General features: G+C 62.3%; 7 protein-coding genes. 3 read left to right on the top strand and 4 right to left on the bottom strand.

The window, feature by feature from the left end:
* Positions 1-33: 33 nt before the first annotated feature.
* The 4 genes from B4F07_RS15875 to B4F07_RS15860 all read right to left on the bottom strand — a co-directional run bounded on the left by B4F07_RS15875 (position 34) and on the right by B4F07_RS15860 (position 14,698).
* The gene (locus B4F07_RS15875) at positions 34-8,736 is read right to left on the bottom strand and encodes a DUF5801 repeats-in-toxin domain-containing protein (protein WP_293700867.1); all 8,703 of its coding nucleotides are present in this window, start codon (positions 8,734-8,736) and stop codon (positions 34-36) included.
* A 468-nt stretch (positions 8,737-9,204) separates the two neighbouring features.
* Positions 9,205-10,191: a M23 family metallopeptidase gene (locus tag B4F07_RS15870; RefSeq protein WP_293704899.1), complete on the bottom strand. Its 987-nt coding sequence runs from the start codon at positions 10,189-10,191 to the stop codon at positions 9,205-9,207.
* 464 nt (positions 10,192-10,655) lie between these two features.
* Positions 10,656-12,845 (bottom strand): calcium-binding protein, encoded by a 2,190-nt coding sequence (locus B4F07_RS15865; RefSeq protein ID WP_293700865.1) that lies wholly within the window; start codon positions 12,843-12,845, stop codon positions 10,656-10,658.
* A gap of 281 nt (positions 12,846-13,126) precedes the next feature.
* Complete coding sequence (locus tag B4F07_RS15860) at positions 13,127-14,698, bottom strand: TolC family protein (RefSeq protein ID WP_293700864.1); 1,572 nt, start codon at positions 14,696-14,698, stop codon at positions 13,127-13,129.
* 376 nt (positions 14,699-15,074) lie between these two features.
* On the opposite strand from B4F07_RS15860, the gene B4F07_RS15855 reads away from it, so the two are divergent.
* Genes B4F07_RS15855 through B4F07_RS15845 form a run of 3 tightly spaced genes read left to right on the top strand, consistent with a single transcriptional unit; the run spans position 15,075 to position 19,431 of the window.
* Positions 15,075-16,271: a helix-turn-helix transcriptional regulator gene (locus B4F07_RS15855; RefSeq protein ID WP_293704897.1), complete on the top strand. Its 1,197-nt coding sequence runs from the start codon at positions 15,075-15,077 to the stop codon at positions 16,269-16,271.
* Positions 16,272-16,273: 2 nt separating this feature from the next.
* Positions 16,274-18,070: a type I secretion system permease/ATPase gene (locus B4F07_RS15850; protein WP_293704895.1), complete on the top strand. Its 1,797-nt coding sequence runs from the start codon at positions 16,274-16,276 to the stop codon at positions 18,068-18,070.
* Entirely contained in the window at positions 18,067-19,431 is a 1,365-nt protein-coding gene (locus B4F07_RS15845) for an HlyD family type I secretion periplasmic adaptor subunit (protein ID WP_293700861.1), read from the top strand. Before B4F07_RS15850 ends, B4F07_RS15845 begins: the two co-directional genes overlap by 4 nt.
* The last annotated feature ends 18 nt before the right edge of the window (positions 19,432-19,449 follow it).

Raw genomic sequence — 19,449 nt, 5'->3', positions numbered from 1 at the left:
GTTTCATAATGTCCGGCATCCCTGCCGGTCGGCCTATGCGTGACCCGCCGAGGCCATTTGTTCGAGCTGCACCACGACATGCTGCTGCGCGAGATCGGCAATGAATGATTGACCTGATGCGCCGTCGCTGAGCAGGCCGACCCCACCGCCATCACCCAGCATGATGCGCGCGAGCACGGGCTCCGCTGGTGCCGCGGGACCGAGCAGCGCGTCGAGTTCGACCTGTGGCCCCTCCAGCGCGGCTGCGACGATCGTGTCGATCTGTGCGGCGGCCGAGTCAGGCATCGCTGCGGGCGGCAGCGCCATTTGCATCTGGTCGCCCGATGCGGCTGCCGCTGCCGGTTCGGGGGGCAGCTCGACATCGGTTCCCGCAAGCAGCTGGGCGTAGGTCGGATCGGGCGCTGAGGTGTCGAGCTCGTCGCTTTGTGGCTCGCGCCGTTTATCCTCGTCCATCTGGCGCTGGGTAGGATCGGCTTCGATTTTTGCCGTTTCCGGACCAGAGAAATACTCGTGGACGAGCCCTTCGGCCTTGGCGGCGGGAAGCGTCGATGTCGGTTCGGGGGTTTCGCTCGGTAGGCCGGACTGCTGCGCCGAAGCCGCTGCGTCGCCATCGGGCGTGGCGGGCGGGCGCGCCGCCAGCGGAGTCGCCGCGGCAAGTCCGGCCACCAGCATCGCGGTCGAAACGCCTGCGGTTCCGTTGGTTGCGGCTACCCGCTGCTGGTCGGCGAAATTGGTGGCAAAGGCCGCGTCGGCGAGCTTGCCGGTGCTGCCGTCGGCACGGGTGTAGAGCGCTTCGCCCTTCACCTGCACCTGACCATTGGCGGCGGTGTAAGCGCGCCCGTCGGATGTCAGCGCGATGCTGATGATGCCTTCGCTAATCAGCGAGCGGAATTCACCCGCGTCGGTCACGCCATTGCTGTTCGCGTCCTGCCAGATGCCGAATTTCGTGAACTCGGCGTCGGTCGCGTCGAGCTTGCCGTCGCCATTGCTGTCATAGGTCGCGGCCAGACCTTGCAGATCGGACAGGCCCGCGCCGCCGAACACCAGTTCGGCGCCGTTGTTGACCTTGCCATCGCCATTCTTGTCGATCGCGAGCAGACCGTCGTCGGCGCCGACCCATGCGGTGGTCTCGGCGATGCCGTCGCCATTATAGTCGAAGCTGACCCCCGCCGCGTTTGACACGAATTCGACGCCGTCGCCATCCAGATCGACCGCGATCGGCGGTGCCAGCGCCGTGATGGTGACCGACAGGTTGGTGGCCGCGGTGTCGCCATCACGGTCGGTTACGACATAGTTGAACACCTCGGTCGCGGTGACCGTGATCGGGCTGGGTGGCTGGTAATTATACTGACCCGTAGCAAAGTTCAGCGTCAGCGTGCCGCCCATCGGGGTGGTGATTGTATTGAGGCTGTTTCCGGCGATGCTGCCGCCGCTCGACACCGCGATGCTTGATGCGCCGTCCCAGGTGTACGTCGTCGTTCCGATGGTGATCGACAGCAACCGGCCGCCGTCGGCGCCGAAGAAATCATTGGCGTCGAGATCACCCGACACTGCCGACGGCACGATCACCGACAGCAAGGTCGCGACCAGATCCTCGAAATCATCGACCAAGATCGGTTCATTGTTCGGCGCCGCGTTCAGGTCGACATCGCGCAGCCGCTGGATATTCAGCGGTTGCAGTGGGTTGTTGTCGATACCAATCGCGGTGACGTTGACATTGTTGTTGTCCACGAAATTGTTCCACGCCGTCGCGGTGGCGGCAGTCAGCGAATCAATGACCATTGGCGGGATGCCCCCGAACTGCGTTTGCTGGTTCGGGTTTCCGTCGCTCAGGAAAAACACCTGATTGCTCGCGCCGGGGATGGTGTTGAAATTGGCGAGCGCGGTCTGAATCGCGCCGGTGTAATTGGTGTTGAACCCGATATCGTCCTGCGACGGTCGCTCGCCGCCGGCCGCTGGGTTGAGCGAGTCGAGGTAGGCGTTTGCGTCGGCTGCGGTTGAGAACGCCTCCGAGGCGAATGAGCCCGACGAGAAGATCACGAACTTGATGGTCAGGACGCCCGATGCCGCGCTGTCCAACTGCGCAAGCGCGCCCTGGACTGCTTCCAGCATGATGTTCAGTTCGCTGTTGTCGATGCTGTCGCTAAAGTCGAGGATGAAAAGGGTGTTAACATCCTGCGTCGGCTGCGATGTCGCTCCGGTCTCGCCGGTGGCGGTCGGCGCATCATCCTCGATCACGATCTGGATTGCGGAGGCATTGGTCGTGGTCGTGGTACCATCGGAGACCGAGACGGGGACGAAGAAGTCCTTGAGGTCTTCGATCGCAACGGTCGGATGGTCGACGGCGCGCGACAGCGTTACGGTGTAGGCACCGTTCGATGCGAGCGTGACGCGGATGACTTCCGATCCGCCGACCGAACCGATCAGGGTGCCGGTGCCGATCCCGGTCCAGGCAACCGGAATGCCACCTGCGGTCAGCACTGCACCGGGGTCGCCGAGCGTCGCTGTCAACGTCTCGCCTGCGTCGGCGTCGCCGATCGCAAGCGCGCCGCTAAAGGTCGCGCTGTTGGTGGTGTCGAGCGTGGCGTTGGGCGCCGTATCGGGCAGCCCGTTCGGCAGACCTTCTTCCGACACGCGCGCGATTGCCGTGCCGATCGTCGGGGCGTCGTTGGTGCCGAATATGGTGATCGTCAGGGTCGAGCCGACCGACAGCGATCCGTCGCTGATCGTATAAGCAAAGCTTTCGGTCAGTGTCTGGCCGCTATCCAGCGCGTTGACGACCGGCTTGTCCTCGTCGAGCGTATAGGTGTAGCTGCCGTCGGCGTTGATCACGAGTGTGCCGTAAAGACCGACAAAGGTGCCAGCCGAGGTAACGGTGATCGCCTCCAGATCGGGGTCGTTGTCGGCCACGTCGGCAAAGCTGCCAAACGGCGCGCCGGGATGCGCGATGTCCTGAAGCACATTGCCCGATGCGCTCGGGTCCGAGCCGCTGACGCCGTCGAGCACCCAATTGGTATCGGCGCGCGCGATCGGGAAATCATTGGCGCCGGTGATCGAAATGGTGATCGTGGCCGTCGAGGCGTCGCCGTCGGCGTCCTGAACCGTATAATGGAAAGTTTCGGTCAGCGTTTCGTTGGCGTTCAGCGCGATGACCGCGGGGTCGTTGGGATCGAGATCGTAACGATAGCTCCCGTCGGCGGCGATCGTTATCGTGCCATAGTCCCCCGTCAGCGCCGTACCCGGTGTTCCCGTGGTCGACCCAAAAGCGACACCGACGACCAGCAAGCCGCCATCGGTGCCCGCACTGTCGGGCGATCCGTCCATCCCATTGTCGTCTGCGCCGCCGATCCCGGTCAGCACATTGCCGTCGGCAAAATTCTGTCCGTCGCGCGAGACATTATCCTCGTCATGCACCGCTAGCGGCGCGTCGTCGCGGATTGCGAAACGGCTGGTGATATCGGCGGTGGTCCGTGCCGTGTCGCCGTCGCCGTCGGCTGCAACGGCGGTCAGCGTGATCAAGTTGCTGCCTGACAGGAACAGGCTTTGGTCGGGACCGTTGTCGGGCAAATGGAGAACGGCGCGCGACTGGTCAAAGGTGACGAGGCCGCCGGGCGCCACCGAAATGCGAAACACCTCATGCGTCGAGGTGCGCCCGAAGACGACGCCGCCCTCGAGAGACAGGATCACCGCTTCGCCGGTTACCGAGTCGATCAGGCCGCTCGCCCCGGCAGTGACGCCCAGTTCATATTCGATATTGCCCGGGCCGTCTGCGCCGAAGTCGGTCGTCGCCGTAAACAGGCCCGACAGGTCGACTGTCGCATCGGTCGCAAAGTCGCTTTCGTCGACGGTCAGCGTCGCCGCCGTTCCACCGGCGGTGATCGAGGGGCCGTCGTCGGCAAAGCGGATGTTCCCGCCCAGATCGACGGCAACGGTATCCGAAATGCTGTCACCGTCGCGATCGACGATCGTCGCGGTGCCGCGCAGTTCGACCAGATTGGCCGCCAGCTCGACGAGCTGCGCGGCATAGTTGCTGTCCGACCCCGGCAACGGATGGTCGATCTCGGCAAATTGGGTCAGCGTGACGACGCCGGTCGCGGGGTTCACTGCGATAGAGAAAATGGGCGTGCCGGCCGCGCTGCCGACGATCTCGCCGGAGACAAGGGCCAGCGTGACCGGCACGCCGTTGCTGGTCAGGGCGGAGGTCGCGGCCGCCGAGCCCAGCACAAGAGAATAGGTCCAGTTGACAACGCCCGCATCTGCGGGACCGTCGGCGCCGAAATTGACCAGTGCGGTCGAGAACGCCGCGGAGAAGTTCGCGGATGCCACGTCGAACGCGCTGCCGCGCGTGCCGGCGTCCTGCGTCGTCAGGGTAATGCTGTTGGTATCGACATTGGTCGCGTCGATCGACGGGCCGTCATCCTTGAACAGCAGCGTATTGCCGACGGCGACTAGCGCCGACGCCTGATCGCCGTCGCCGTCGGTGACGGTTGCGGTCAGCCGGATGATCGTCGGCGACAACGTCACCGGATCGTCGGGGTTGGTGGCGTCGGGGTGGCGGACGGCACGGATCTGATCGAGCGTCGCCTGACCATCGGCGGCGACGGTTAGGCGGAAGGCGACGGTCGATGGCGAATCCTGCAACCGGCCTTCGACGACATTGCCGGTCGCCTGCAGGATGATCTTTGACCCCGTGGCGACATCGACCAGCCCGGTCGCTGTTGTCACTTCGAAGGTATAGCTGACGCTGCTGCCTTCCTGATCCGCGCCGGTTACGATGTTGAACAGGCTGGCGAAGTTTGCTGTCGCATGTTCGGCCAAATTGCTTTCATCGACCGTCAGCAGGCCCGCGGGCGATGACAGCGCGCTGATCGACGGGACATCGTCGGAAACCGAAATTCCCACCGTGCCTGCCACCACGTCGCCGTCCGCGTCCGTCGCGATCACTTCCAGCGATCCTAGCGCGACGAGATCGTCCAGCGTGGTGTCCGGGTGCAGCGCATAATTGGATTGCAGCGTGACGGTCACCGTGGCGACATTGCCCGACACGCTCAGGTCGATCACGACAACCGGATTTTCGTCGGCGTCCCAGCCGATGATCTGGTTGTCGGATTCGAGCGTCCAGCTGAGTCCGCCGTCAAGCGTCGAAATGTCGCCAAAGCCGATCGACGTGATGGCGTCGGAGCCGGGGGTGAAGACGATATTGCCGCTGGTTGTTACCGGCTGCGTCGGCGACGGGGTCGAGCCACTTTCCAGATGCTGGTCATCGACCGTCAGCTGGATCGGGTCGCTGGCAGTCGGTTCCGTTCCGTCGGCCAGGCGGATCAGCTGGACCGCAGACGATTGGTCGCCGTCGCCATCGGTGATGGTGTAGGTGAAATTGGCGTGGATCGGGAAAACGCTGATTTGCGGGACCGGGTCAAAGCTCCAGGCGCCATTCGCCTGAAAGGTATAGGTGCCGTGGGTGTTGCTGAAGGTCGTGGTGCCGGTGGCGGCGACTGCGACGACCGCGCCGCCGATCGTCACCGATGTTACCGTTGCACCGTCGGCACCCTGCGTGTCGTTGGTCAGCAGATTGCCCGAAATCGCGGCGGCGTCTTCGGCGACAGTGATCGAGGGGGCCGACCGTGCGACGGGGACATCGTCGACCACCTGAACGTCGAGGGTTGCGGTCGCGATCGACCCGTCGCTGTCGGTGATTTCTATTGCAAAAGCCTCGTTCAGCGCGCCGTTGGTTGGGCCACTGTGCAAGACGCTGTTTTCGGTCAGTTCGTAGCTGTAGCTGATCGTGCCGCCGATGATATCGCCGGCGGTGTCGAATATGGGCGCGAAATCGGTGATCGTCAGAATGCCCAACTCGGTCGTGATAATCAGCCCGGCGGCAATTGCGCCGTCGAACAAGGTTTCGCCAGCAATTGTGATCGTCGCGATCCCGTCGACGGCATTGAAGCTGAAGTCGCCGGTCTGGGTCAGAGCAGCGTTATCGGGGTTTGAACCGTCGGCGAGGTTAGCCTCGGAAACAATTGCTTCCGCGCCCTCGGGATTGAGCCCAGCGATCGTCACGATGTCGTCGCGGCCGCGGATGACCACGGTCAGGGTGGCGGTGGCCTCGTCCCCATCGCCATCGGTGATCACATATTCGAAGACTTCGGTCAGCTCATCGTCGCCGTCGAGTCCCGCCACGTCGGCATTTTCGGGGTCGATCGTGTAAATGTAGCTTCCGTCCGCCGCGATCTGCAGCGTGCCATAGGCGCCAAAGGTCAGGCCGTTGATGTCGCCCCCTTCACCGCCAAACGAAATGGCGGTGACGCTCGCGCCATCAGCGCCTGAAATGTCGGCCTCGCCATCGGTGGCGTTGTCATCGCTGCCGCCGATGCCGGCCAAGACGTTGCCGTCGGCCGTCGATGCACTGCCCGATTCCAGCGAGTCGAGATCGTCGATCGCGGTCGGGACATCATCCTCGACGACGATGCTGAGCGTACCGCTGGCGCTATCGCCGTCCGAATCGGTCACGACGACGCCGAAGGTCTCAACCACATCGTCGCCGCTGGTCGCGTCGGCCAGAATGTAGCTGTAGCCGATCGACGTCGCCGTGATGCTGGTGACGGTCAGCGTACCATATTGGCCCGCAATAATCTGGCCGACCGCCGTCACCGTTTCGCCATTGATGCGAACGGCGTCCACGCCATCGGTCGCGGCAAAGGTTATCGAGCCTTCGGTCGTTGCAGAGTCACTGTCGGGCGCGGATCCATTTGGCAGCCCAGCTTCGGACACCAGCTGACCGTCGTCGCCGCCATCAGGCAGCTGAACGGTGACGCCGCCATCGCCGATCGCGATCCGCAGCGTGGCGGTGGCCGTGTCACCATCGCCGTCGGTCAGCCGATAGGTAAAGGTATCGAACACGCCGCCCGGGGTGCCGGGATTGCGGGCATAGCTATAGCTGCCATCGCTGTTCAGCGTCAGGACGCCATATAATCCCGCGACGGGTGTTCCCGCGCCGACGGGATCGCCGCTGCCCGACACCGATGATACGCTGGCGCCGTCCGCTCCGGGAAAATCGCGTCCGCCGTCATTTTCGGCATCGGTGATCACATTACCGGTCACGGGGCCGAAGCTGCCCGCAGCAACACTGTCGAAATCGGCAACAGCTTCGGGAACATCGTCGATGATGTCGATCTCGAAACTCGCCGATACAGTATCGCCGTCCAGGTCAGTGATGCCAACGGTGATCAATTGCGACGCATTGTCGCCGAGCGTGTTGTCGGTGAGCCAGAAGAAATACTCGATCGAATCCGGATTGATCGCAATGATGTAGAAGGTGCCGGTCGCCAGCGCGATCTCTTGACCCTCTTCGGTCACAGTCACGCCGTTGATCGTGATCGCGGCGGGCCCGTCACCTGCCGCAAATTGGATGACGCCGGAGGTGAAGTCGGAACCGTCGCCTTCGCGCGAGCCAGGGCTCTTGCCGTCGCGTTCGGGCAGGCCGGCCTCGTCGACAAAGGTGCCATCGTTGCCCGCAGCGGGTACAATCAGGCTGGGCGTGCTGTCGCCGATCCGGATCGTCAGCGTGGCGGTCGATACGTCGCCGTCGCCATCGGTCAGCCGATAGGTAAAGACGTCCTCAACGCCGCCCGGCGTTCCCGCCGACCGGACATAGGCATAGGTACCGTCCGGTGCGATTACCAGGCGGCCATATTGGCCCTGCACCGGCGTTCCCGTCGGGCTGAAGTCAGTAGCGGATGCGCCGCGCACACCGGTGATCAACGCGCCGTCTGCACCGGGAGAGTCGGCGCCCGCCGCCCCGGTGGCAGTGCCCGCGCCGGTGATGACGTTGCCGCTCTGCGGAGCGTTGCTGCCGAGGGCGGTGTCGTCGATATCGGCGCGCGCGATCGGGGCATCATCTTCAATAGTGAGCGTAAGCGTCGCGGTACCGACATCGCCGTCGTCATCCGTAACGGTAATCGTCACGACGTCGGTGGCGGCGGGGTCGGAGCTATTATCGATCAGCGTATAACTGTAGCCGATCAGACCCGGCGTGATGCTGGTGATCGTCACTTGGCCCAGCGGGGTCGTGATGACTTGTCCGACCGTGGTCACGGGTGTGCCGTTGACGGCTACCACGACCGGCTGGTCGAGGGCGGCGATCTGGATCGTGCCGCTGGTGGATTCTCGCGGCGAGGCAGGATCCGTCCCGGCGGGTTCGGTGCCGCGCGCGGCCAGCGCGGCCTCGGATACCAACGCAGTCGCGGCGGTGACCCCGACGGTCTGGTCCGGGGTGGTGATCAGGATTTTGGGTTCGTCGTCTATTGCGTCAGGAATGACCTCTACGTTCGAGATTTGGGCGAAGCCGAATTCGGTTGGGGGCAGCAGATCCCCAAGGCCAAAGGCGTCGCCGATGTCGCCCGGCGTCTGGGCAAAATTGCCGCCAGAACTTTGCGGTCGCCCTGCGGCGGGCTCGGGTTCTTGACCCGCGATCAGAGCGGCGACCGTCGGTGCCGGGATGTTGATCGGACCGACCTTGATTTGCGGAATACGCAGCGCGCCATCGACGATGACCAGCACTTGCCCGTCGGGCATGGTGACGACCAGATCGTTCCCGGAAAGCTTGATCGCGTCGAGTCGGGTTCCGGGTGGTAGCTGGATGACGCCATCGACAGGCAATATCGTGGTCGCACCGGGCGGAATGGCGCGTGCTATCGTGGCGATTTCGCCAAGCTGTTCATTCCGCTTCAATTCCATCGCCTAATGCCCCCTGCACCTCGATGTTCGCCAGTTGTGCGGTAGCGACCTGTACGGGGTCGCTGCGGAAACGGGCGAACAGCATCGCATTTCCGCGCCGGATGTCGCGCAGAGCAGCAATGCAAGCTCCTGTGATCGTGCTGGGTTCTCTTTGGCGACCTGTGCCCGTGCCTTGTCACTGACCCCCGAAATACAAACCCCGGGGGGTGATTCTGCAATGGCAATTTCCGGTATGGCTGCCTATACTTTTGTATAAAAACAATATCTTATGGGTTAATGTTCCGTTAATTTACATGTAAATTGCGTAACAATTTTGTATATGGTTGTCGCATTTTGAATATAATTTAGGGGACATATAATTTTTGGTCTCATTTTTTAATATGTTCTTGTTATTTGTGAAATAATATCATCTGCGTTCTGATAAAGATTTCTGTAGTTCGGCCGGAAGGTGATAGAAATTTTTGAAATCTATTTTATCAATCCTCGTGTTTCAAATTGCGCAATCATGACGTCGTCGCGTTTGAGATCATAGCGACCGGAATAATGACCGCCGGGCCAGCCCGTCGCCGGGGCGCGTTTGCCGCTGTACGCGAACCAGCTGAGCCCGCCGTCGGCAACGACCGTTTGCTGGGTATGGACAATCTGTCCGTTCGGCCCCGTGATTGAGAATGTCTGACTGTCGCCCGGACGGGCGCCGATCGCATCGACCCACAGGATCAGCGGTTCCTCCCGCCCTTCCAGTCCCGGAGGTGGGTCGCGCTCGGCGACCGCCTTGGCCGGTATCGCCGATGCCAGACCGCCTGTAATCACGGCAGCGGGTTGGTAATGCAGCATCTGCGCCGTGGCCGACGTCCAAAGCCCTGCGGCAGGTGCCGCAACGCCGCAAGGCGGCAACGGGGCGGTGCCCACAAAAGGATCCAAAGCCTCGCCATTGTAGCGAATGGTAAAGTGGAGGTGGGGAAATTCGCTGTTGCCCGACATGCCAACCATCCCGAGCCTTTCCCCAGCCATGACGCGCTGTCCCGGAATAACGGCGACAGCGCCTTGGCGCAGGTGGCTATACTGCGTCTGCCAGCCGCCGCCATGATCAAGAACGACGGCATTGCCTGCATCCCTGCCGTCCGAGACGGCCCGTTTATCGACGCTGACGTCGGGTTCGCCATCGCGGGTACGCAGTACCGTTCCGTCCGCCGCGGCGACGACGGCGAAACCGGTTCGCATGTCGGCCATCGTGCGCAGGCGGATGTCCGTGCCGTCATGGCCGTTGGTTGTCAAAAGGCCGCAGCGATAGTCGCGACGACCTGGCCCGGGATCGTGATCGACCAGCTTCTGGATCAGGCAGGTTTTGCCAATGGTGCATTCGACCGGGAAGGCAAAGGCTGGCACCGCTTTCGCAGCCGGAGCCTGAACCGCTGCCATGGCCAATGAGTAGGCGATTAGGAACGCATGGATCATGGTCGGGCTCTCGATATGGTCGACAGGCTCGTTGCGTCACATGAACGTTGCTGAAACTTCGATGCCGGCCGCCGCCCGGGGGGCGTGGCGGCGGACACGGCTAGCCAGCGGGAGCTGACCGAACTTGAAGATCTGCCAAGTGCCGGAGCGCGAAATTGCCACCGGGTCGTCGGCAGAACTCTTACTTTTCTTACACCCAATCTCTGCAGACCTGCTCGGCTAAAGCAGGCATCGTCCGGATGATTCTTGCCCTGTCATCCTTGTGTCAAAATTGGCGGAAAGCGCAGTTTCCTACCATTCCCTGATGGGGACATTATGAAAATTGCGGTTGGCGCGATCCTATTTCGTTGTGACAACGACGAAAATTTCGCCCGCCCGAACAACAAAAAGGAGGGCAGGCCGCGGCCTGCCCTCCAGTTAGCAGAGGTCCGTCGAGGAGTGGCTCCCCGTACGAAGCCTTGTCCTCAGACGAACGTGATCATGTCGTAGGACGCGTTGCCCTGGCTGTACGAATTGAGCGCAGCAACCGAGTCATAGGCACCAAGTGCAGCGAGCGCCGCGATCGGAGCCGAAGCGCCTTCCCAGAAGTCTTCGATCAGGACCGAACCGGCCGCGGTGAAGACGAACACGTCGAGCGCATCGCCTTGGCCGTCCCAGTCGCCGGTGATGACGAAGGCGTCGTTCGCGGGATCAAATCCGGCATCGACGTCGAACACCAAGGTGTCGCGGTTCGCGAGGTTGAAGTCGCGGCCCGACCCCAAGCTGAACGGCGCACCGATGACGTCGTTGCCAAAGCCCGGCGACGCATCGGTCGAGTCGAACAAGAACAGATCCTTGCCCGCGCCGCCCGACATATGGTCGTCGCCTTCGCCGCCAGTGATCTTATCGTTGCCCTGTTCGCCTTCCAGATTGTCATCGCCAAGGCCACCATCAATGGTGTCATTGCCGGTGTCGCCCCGGATGGTGTCATCGCCGTCATCGCCGTTCATCACGTCGTTGCCGAAGCCACCCGACATATAGTCGTTGCCGTCGCCACCCGACATGGTGTCGTTGCCGCCACCCGGGTTGCCCAGGTTTTCGTACAGGGTGTCACCATACATGATGTCGTCACCGGCGCCACCAAACATGGTGTCGTTGCCAGCGTCGCCAGCAAGCTGGTCATCGCCGTCATTGCCGTTGACGGTGTCGTTGCCGGCGCCACCATAGATCAGGTCATCACCGTCGTTGCCCGACAGATTGTCGGCGCCGTTGTTGCCCTGAATGACGTCATCGCCGGCGCCGCCCGCGACGACGTCTGCTCCGTCGTTACCCGACAGATTGTCGTCGCCGTCACCGCCATCAATGTTGTCATTGCCAGCGTCGCCAGCAATCAGGTCGTCGCCGTCATTGCCTTCGAGAACGTCGTTGCCTTCGTCACCATTGATGGTGTCGTTGCCGTTGCCGCCCGAGATGAAGTCGGCATCGGTGTTCGTCGGATCGAGCGGATCGAAGAAGGGGTCCCCGTTGCCGCGGATCACGTCGTCGCCGTCGTCACCATACAGCGCGTCATCGCCGCTCTGGCCCCAGATCAGGTCGTTGCCGGCATCGCCGTGGACCAGATCGTTACCGTCGTTGCCGTTCAGCGTGTCGTCGTCATCGCCGCCAGCAATGTCATCGTCGTCGGCACCGCCCTGAACGAAATCAAAGCCAGCGCCGCCACGAATGATGTCGTTGCCAGCGTCGCCGCTCAGTTCGTCGTCGCCTTGCTCGCCGACGAGGGTGTCATTCCCTTCGCCGCCGTCAAGTGCGTCGCTGCCGGTCCAGCCCAGAATGACGTCGTCGCCGTCGTCACCCCACAGAAGGTCGTCGCCTTCCCAGCCGTCGATGAAGTCGTTACCGCCCTGGCCAAAGACCTGGTCGTCGCCCGCTCCGGCAAAGATGTTGTCGGCATGGCCATTCCCGCGATTATAGTTGCTCTGGTTATAAGCAAAATCGCCGTCGGCCTTGCGACCCACGCCATTGTCGCCGAAGATCACATCGTTGCCGTCACCGCCGTTGATCTGATCGACGCCGTTGGAGTTGGTGCCGCCTTCGATATAGTCGTCGCCGTCGCCACCAGTAATCGCGTCGGTTTCGGTGCCACCAAACAGATTGTCGTTACCGGTGCCACCGTCGATGACGTCGTCGCCCGCATTGCCCTCGATCCGGTCATCGCCCGATTGGCCGTTGAGCGTGTCGTTGCCGGCGTCGCCGCGGATATAATCGTTTCCGCCGCCACCCCAGGCCGTGTCGTTGCCGGCGCCGCCAAGCAGCGTGTCGTTGCCGTCCGCGCCGCCATTGTCATCGCCGGTATAGACGACGTTGCCGGGGCCGACGACGACGAATGACGCCTGGTCACCGATCAGCGTGTCGTTTCCGGTGCCACCATCGACGCGATCATTGCCGCTGCGGCCGATGACATTGTCGTCGCCTGCATCGCCATACAAATCGTTGTCGAAATTGTTGCCATAGACGGTGTCGTTACCGCCATTGCCGCGCGCGTTATACGGCAGGGCGGCGGTCGACGTGATCGCATTCAGGTCGATGAAATCGACCGCATTGGTTCCAAGTACTTGCCCGCGCGAGGTAGGCAGCTTTGCGCTGTTTGGTGCGCTAGAAGGTCCAACTGTAGGCATTTCGCTATCCTCTTCTTTCATGGGTCGCAAGGGATGCGTGGTCGCCGACTCGGCTTGCTCATCCCCCCAATGACCCCGACAGTTCAGGGCCATGACGATGGGATATGGCGGGGCAGGGGGACCGGACATTCCTGCTTGGGGACATGACCGATAATTTTGTGATGTGGTTCATTTTGGGTCAGGTTGACAGCGGCAACAGTGCGCGATCTCGTGAAATCACCCGGATTTCCGACGTTTCGGATAAATCCGAAATAGAACGGTCTGGAAAGAAAACTTGCTGGCTAGTTAAGTTTGCGGCCCAGCGCAGAGGTCGCGGGGCGCGCCGGATTTCCGGGTGCAGTGACCGCATCATCGGTGGCGTGATCGGAACCCTGCCCCAGCGATGACATCTGGGGACGGGGCGATGTCGCAGGGTTCGCAATCACTTTTCCGGTACTGTTCAAGACGGGCCTGCCGAGCGCGGACATGGCGGGACGCTCGTTCGTATCCGCGTCGCAACACCGTCCGTCGAGAATCGCCTTCGTATCAAGCTGGCCCGTCGTCGCCAGCAGGCTGGCCCGCGCGACGAATTCGTTTCTTAGCGCGCGTTCCAGCGTGACGCGTGCGTTCAGCAATTCGTTCTGAGCGTTCAGCACGTCGGTGAGCGTGCGGTTGCCGCCGATGGCTTCCTTCTTGATGCCCTCGGCTGCTTCCTCGGTCGCCGCGACAGCCGTCTCGGCGGCGGCGATCGTGCTCTTTGCCGACTGCCACCGGGTCCAGGCACCTGCCACATCTTCAGCTACGTTGCGCATCGCGATGTCGGTTTGCGACAATCGTTGATCGCGGACGGCGCGCGCCCGGCGGACTTCGGCATGATCGCGCGGGAGGAAGATCGGTACTCGCAGCTCCAGCCCATAATAAAGCGACGAGCGATCGTCCGGATATTTGCCCGTGAAGGTATTGGTCGCACCGCCGGTCAGATAGTCGTAGCCGCTGACCGCATCCAGCTGGGGAAGCAAAGCGCCGGTAGCGAACTTGACCCCCGACTTTCCTGCCTGAGCGTTGAGCCGTGCGGCGCGCAGTCGCGGCGCCGCATCGAGCGCCAGTTTCTGGGCCGCGGCAAGCGAGGAGGGAACGGGGGCCAGAGGCGGCAGCGGCGGGACCATCGTTCCCGATGGGCCACTGACGTTGCGGAACCGGAATCCGTCGACGCTGACCTGTTCGGTCGCGGCAAGCACGCCCGCCTGTGCGGTCGCCAGCCGCGCGCGTGCCAACTCCTCATCGGTGCGCGTCGCCTCGCCGAATTCGAGCCGACGCGATGTCGCGCGCAGCTGTTCGCCTATCGCCTCGCTCTGCGCTTCGGAATATTGCAGGATCTTGCGATTGAGATGCACGTCCGCGGCGCTGGTCAGAAGTTCCAGTAAGGTGTCCGATGTCGTGGCATCGAGTCCCGCGCTGGTTGCTTCCAACTCGGCCTTGGCGATGCGCACGGCATTATATGTCCGGTCGCCGTCGTAGAAGCGCAACCGCGCCTCGATCCCTGCCTGTCCCGCGGTATAACGTGCGTCGTTGGCGTTACTGCCATTCTTGATGTCTATCTCACGCCGCTGCACGGTGCCGTTTGCCTCGATTGTGGGCAGATAGCCGGCCTCCGCCGACTCCAACCGCGCTGCGGCAATGCGGACCTGATGGCGCTGCGCCGCAATATCGGGGTTGGAGATGACGACTTGGCGGGCGAGCGCGGCCATCGTGCTCGACGGTGCGACTGTGGGCGAAACCGATTGCGCCAGTAGCGGAGTCGCGGCGATACCGAACGTCGCTACAGCGGCGGGTGCGGTCAACGCGCTCGCCAAAAAAGTCCATGATTTCCGCACGTCACCCCTCCTGAACCATCGCAGATTTCAGTGCAGACCCCCTCTTTTCATAGTTAGTAAAGAGTAATGCGCGGTGGTGAATGGCGAAACTACCCTAACGGATATGTCCGAGGGGATAATAGACTCGATCCGCCGAATCGAAATAGACACTGACAGTCGCTTGCAGCCGTCACGGCAGGCGACGCTATCGAGAGATTCGCATCAATCGACAGCCAACGCCGGGTAGAAGATGCTTCAGGCAACCCCGGTCGGCGCGTGCGTTCTGGACCGTACTCAGATCTTCGCGCCAGACATCATGGTCGCACATGAGACGCCTGCGGCGAGCTTTGCATCGCTTTGGGATTAGTGTTTTTTGGGGGCGATAATGTCTGCGACCATGGAATTTTCAACGCATTACGCAGAAGCGACTCAAGGCTATGCCGCTCCATTCGAGGGACTGTCCGATTATGACGCCCATGACGTTGCGGACCCCCACTCGTCGTCGGTCGATGTTGCGGCCGAAACGCGGCGCCTTTGGCATGACTATCTTGCCCAGTTCCAAGTTTCGTCGGCGATCCTGACCGTTGCCCTGCCGGGCGCAGGGCATCAAAGGCATGCCTTTCTGATCGGTTTTGATCAAGTGCGCGGCGACCGCGCGGCAACGCGGCGCCTACTGGCAATGATGGACGATGTGTGGGCGCGGATCGGCGAGCAGTCGGTGCACCATTTTCAGTTTTCTGGCGGACTGTTTGGCGCCGGAGCGGTTGCAGACGACGCGAGCGAAAGCGACGTGCCGCCTTCGCTCCACGCCGGCGTCGCAGTCCAAATGAAGCGCGAAGGCAAAGCCATCCGCGCGCTGTTCTTCCGGCCCGACAGTTCCACGCCGTTCTGCGATCGTGACGCCGCATCACTGCAATTGATCGCACCGCTGCTCGCTGAATCCGCAACGGGCGTGGCACAGCTCGCGCGCCAGTCGCAGCGTTCGGCGATGCTCGAAGGAATGTTCGACCGGGTGTCGATAGCCATGGCTTTGCTGTCGGCCGACGGGCAGCCTTTGTTCTTGAACAGCGCGGCTACGGGGCTGGTTGAACAACGCAAGTGGCTGCTGCGTGCCGCCGATGGTGCGATCGTCGCCGCCAACCCGGGGCAGGCCAAACAATTGCGGGAAAGCATCCGCCGTGCTGCCACAGCGGCGCCCGATGCACCGGTCGAGGATGTTTTTCGCCTCGATTGCCGCGATGGCGAATGGCGGCTGGCCTATGTTATGTCCGCTAAGTCGCGCACCGGCGGCGGCATGACGCGATGCGCCATGGTGATCATCATGGGGCCGGGCAAAGTCGATGCGCCAAGTTCGCTCCTCGAAGCGCTTGGCTTGCTGCCGTCCGAGCAGCGTTTTCTGGGCCACTTCCTGAAATCGAGCAGTCTGGGCAATGCGGCGGAGGGGTGCGGCCTGTCAGAAGAAACCGCGCGGACATATCTGAAGCGGGTGCGCGCGAAGCTGGGAGTCCATCGCCAGATGGAGCTTGCCGGACTGATCTCGGGGCTCGTGCTGCCGCTGCACGCCGCGGACAGTCCGGGAATCTGGGAGCGCTAGGCGTGGCCTGGAACGCGATAGCGGCTCGGCGCGCGCCCGCCCATCCCGATAATTTGTTGCGCAACCTGCTGCGGCCGCAGCGCAACATTGCAACGCGACTGATCCTGTTTTCAGCCATTACCAACATGGCGGCGCTCGCCATGTCGCTGTACATGATGCAGGTTTTCGACCGCGTCCTGACCAGTCAGAGCAAAGACACTTTGTTCTTCCTGGCGCTGGCGATCACGCTGGTGATCGCGCTTGGTTCGATGCTTGACGGCATCCGCCAACAGGTGGCGAACCGCGTTGGCACATGGCTGGCGCAGCAACTGGGGCCGTCGCTGCTCATCCGCTCACTCGAACAACGGCTGATTGCCCCCAATGTGCGGCTTGAGGCCTTGCGTGAGATGACGCAGGTCAAAAATTTCATATCCACCCCGACGGTGTTCAGCGTCGTCGATATGTTGTGGGTGCCGCTCTACCTGCTGATCGTTTTCATGTTGCATCCCGTTTTCGGGTTCATCGCAGCGGGAGGCGCGGCGATGCTGTTCGGGTTGACCTGGTATAACGAGCGGATCACGCGCAACGCGATCACCGAGACGCAGTCGCTTGCCGCCAGCAACATGCAATATGCCGAATCGCTGGTCCGCAACAGCGAAGTCATCGACGCGATGGGCATGGGTAAAGACACGGTTGCGCACTGGCGGGACCGCTATGTCGCCGAAACCGAAGCGGTCGATGCGACGCAGTTCCAGTCAAGCAAGATTCTGGCGTGGATGAAATTCGTCCGCAATCTGGTGCAGGTCGCGGTGCTGGGCGTCGGCGCGTTGCTGGTGCTTGACCAGCAGCTGACCGGCGGCGCGATGATTGCCGGGTCGATCCTGATCGCGCGGCTGCTTGCGCCGATCGAGGCAGCGATGAGCTATTGGAAACAATTTGTCCTGGCGCGCGAAAGCCTGCAACGTCTGTCGCGCTTTTGCGACCTGCCAACACCGCGCCCTTCGCAGATGGCGCTGCCTAAACCATCCGGCGCGATGGCGGTCGAAAATCTGACCTATGCCGCGCCGGGCATGAAGGGCGCGATCTTAAAGAATGTCAGCTTTGCGATCGCGCCTGGGACGTCGCTGGCGATCGTTGGCCCGTCGGCGTCGGGCAAGACGACCCTGTCGCGCTTGCTGGTCGGCGTACTCAAGCCAATCTCGGGCCATGTGCGTCTCGACGGTGCCGACACGTTCGATTGGATGCGCAGCGATTTCGGGCCCAACGTTGGCTATCTGCCCCAAGACGTCGAGCTGCTACCTGGATCGATCCGCGAGAATATCGGTCGCTTTCGTCCCGACGCGCGCGATGCCGACGTCATTGCGGCGGCCAAGCTGGCCGATTGCCACGAGATGATCCTGCACCTGGATGGTGGCTATGATTGTGTGCTCACGGACGGCGGACATCAGCTGTCGGGTGGTCAGCGCCAGCGAATCGGGCTGGCGCGCGCCCTGTTCGGGCTGCCCCCGCTGGTCGTCCTCGATGAACCCAACGCCAGCCTGGATGCGCGCGGCGACGCGGCGCTGCTTGCGACGATCAAGAAGCTCAAAGCTTTGCATATGACGACGATTATCGTCTCACATCGCGCCAACCTTCTCGAACTTGCTGACAAGATTCTGCTTCTGATGGATGGCCAGGTCGCCAAATTCGGTGACGCCCGCACCGTCGTCGATGAAATGGCTGGGCGAAAACGCGCGATCCCGACAGGTGACGCGCCGCCGCCGGGCAATCCGGCCAAGTCCAATCCTGCGATGTTCAAGCAAGGGGGAATGGAAGCATGAACATCCCCTTCCGCATAGGCGCCGACGGGGACCCGGTGCGCTTGGCGCTGCCGTCACCCGGTTCAGAAGCGGCCGGGCCGCAGGTGAAAGGGTCGATGCGGCTGGCGTTGGTATCGATTGGCCTGTTCGTTTTGGCCTTTGCCATCTGGAGCTGGGCAGCGCCGCTCAATAGCGCAGCAATCGCGAGCGGCTTTCTGGAGGCCGAGGGCGGTGGGCGGCGCACGGTTCAGCATTTGGAGGGCGGGATCGTCCGCCAGTTTCTGGTTAAAGAAGGGCAGGAGGTGCGCGCTGGCCAGCCGCTTATACTGTTTGATGCGACCCAGAATGATGCGTCGGACGCTGCCTTGCGCACAAGCTTCTATGGCCTGCTGGCGCAGGACGCGCGGCTGACCGCCGAACGGCTCGGCCTGCCAACGGTACGTTATCCGGCCGAGTTGCTGGCCGCGGCCAACGACCCCGAGGTCAAGGAGATCATCGCCGCCTCCAACGCGGAATTTGCATCTCGGCGACGCGGCCTGTCCGAACAGGCGCAGATCCTGTCACAACGGATCGGCCAGTCGAACGCCGATATTCGGAGTTCGGGAGCGCAGATCGCGGCGCTGACCGATCAGGCGAAGCTGCTCGACGACGAACAGATGAGCGTCGATATGCTGGTCGATGAGGGGCTAGAGCGCAAATCGCGCCTGCTGGCGTTGCAGCGCCAAAAGGCGCTGGTCGATGGCGAGCGCGGCAAGCTGACCAATAATCTGGATCGCCTGCGCGACACGATCGGTGAAACGCGTGCCCAAATGGTGTCACTTCGCGGGCAGATGGTACTGGAGGCAACGGGGCAGCAGCGGCAGGTCCAGTTACAAATCGCCGAAGCGCGGGAAAAGCTGAAAGTCAGCGGCGACATTCGCGCCCGCCAGCAGGTGATTGCACCAATCGCGGGCCGGGTCGCCAATTTGCGACTGATCACGTCAGGCGGGGTCATCGGCGCCGGACAACCGATCCTCGACATCGTTCCGACGTCGGAAAAGATCGTGGTTTCGGCGCGGCTGCGACCGATCGATATCGATGTGGTGCACAAGGGGCTGAAGGCGGAGATCAAGCTGACGCCGTACAAGGCGCGCGTCATTCCCAATCTGCTCGGGACCGTGAAGGACGTCAGCCCGGATGCGATCTATGACAAGGACGCGCAGCAAATCTATTACAAGGTGATCGTCGAGATATCGGCGGCGCAGCTCAAGAAATATCCCGACGTCCAGCTGATGTCGGGGATGCCAGCCGAAGTCTATATCGATCTCGGGTCGAGTTCTTTGCTGCAATATCTTTTCCAGCCGATGATCGACAGTTTCAATCGGTCCTTCCGCGAGGGGTAACCCGACGCGAATTGGGCG

The sequence above is a fragment of the Sphingopyxis sp. UBA6723 genome, assembly GCF_002454115.1.
Taxonomy (GTDB): Bacteria; Pseudomonadota; Alphaproteobacteria; order Sphingomonadales; family Sphingomonadaceae; genus Sphingopyxis.
The sequence above is the reverse complement of the archived record's forward strand: the minus strand, read 5'-3'. Positions and strand labels throughout refer to the sequence as shown.

What these genes read in the sequence shown, in the direction of transcription:
- B4F07_RS15845 (WP_293700861.1), top strand. Translation starts at nt 18,067, where the DNA reads ATGAACATCCCCTTCCGCATAGGCGCCGACGGGGACCCGGTGCGCTTG.
- B4F07_RS15870 (WP_293704899.1), bottom strand. Translation starts at nt 10,191, where the DNA reads ATGATCCATGCGTTCCTAATCGCCTACTCATTGGCCATGGCAGCGGTT.
- B4F07_RS15875 (WP_293700867.1), bottom strand. Translation starts at nt 8,736, where the DNA reads ATGGAATTGAAGCGGAATGAACAGCTTGGCGAAATCGCCACGATAGCA.
- B4F07_RS15855 (WP_293704897.1), top strand. Translation starts at nt 15,075, where the DNA reads ATGGAATTTTCAACGCATTACGCAGAAGCGACTCAAGGCTATGCCGCT.
- B4F07_RS15865 (WP_293700865.1), bottom strand. Translation starts at nt 12,845, where the DNA reads ATGCCTACAGTTGGACCTTCTAGCGCACCAAACAGCGCAAAGCTGCCT.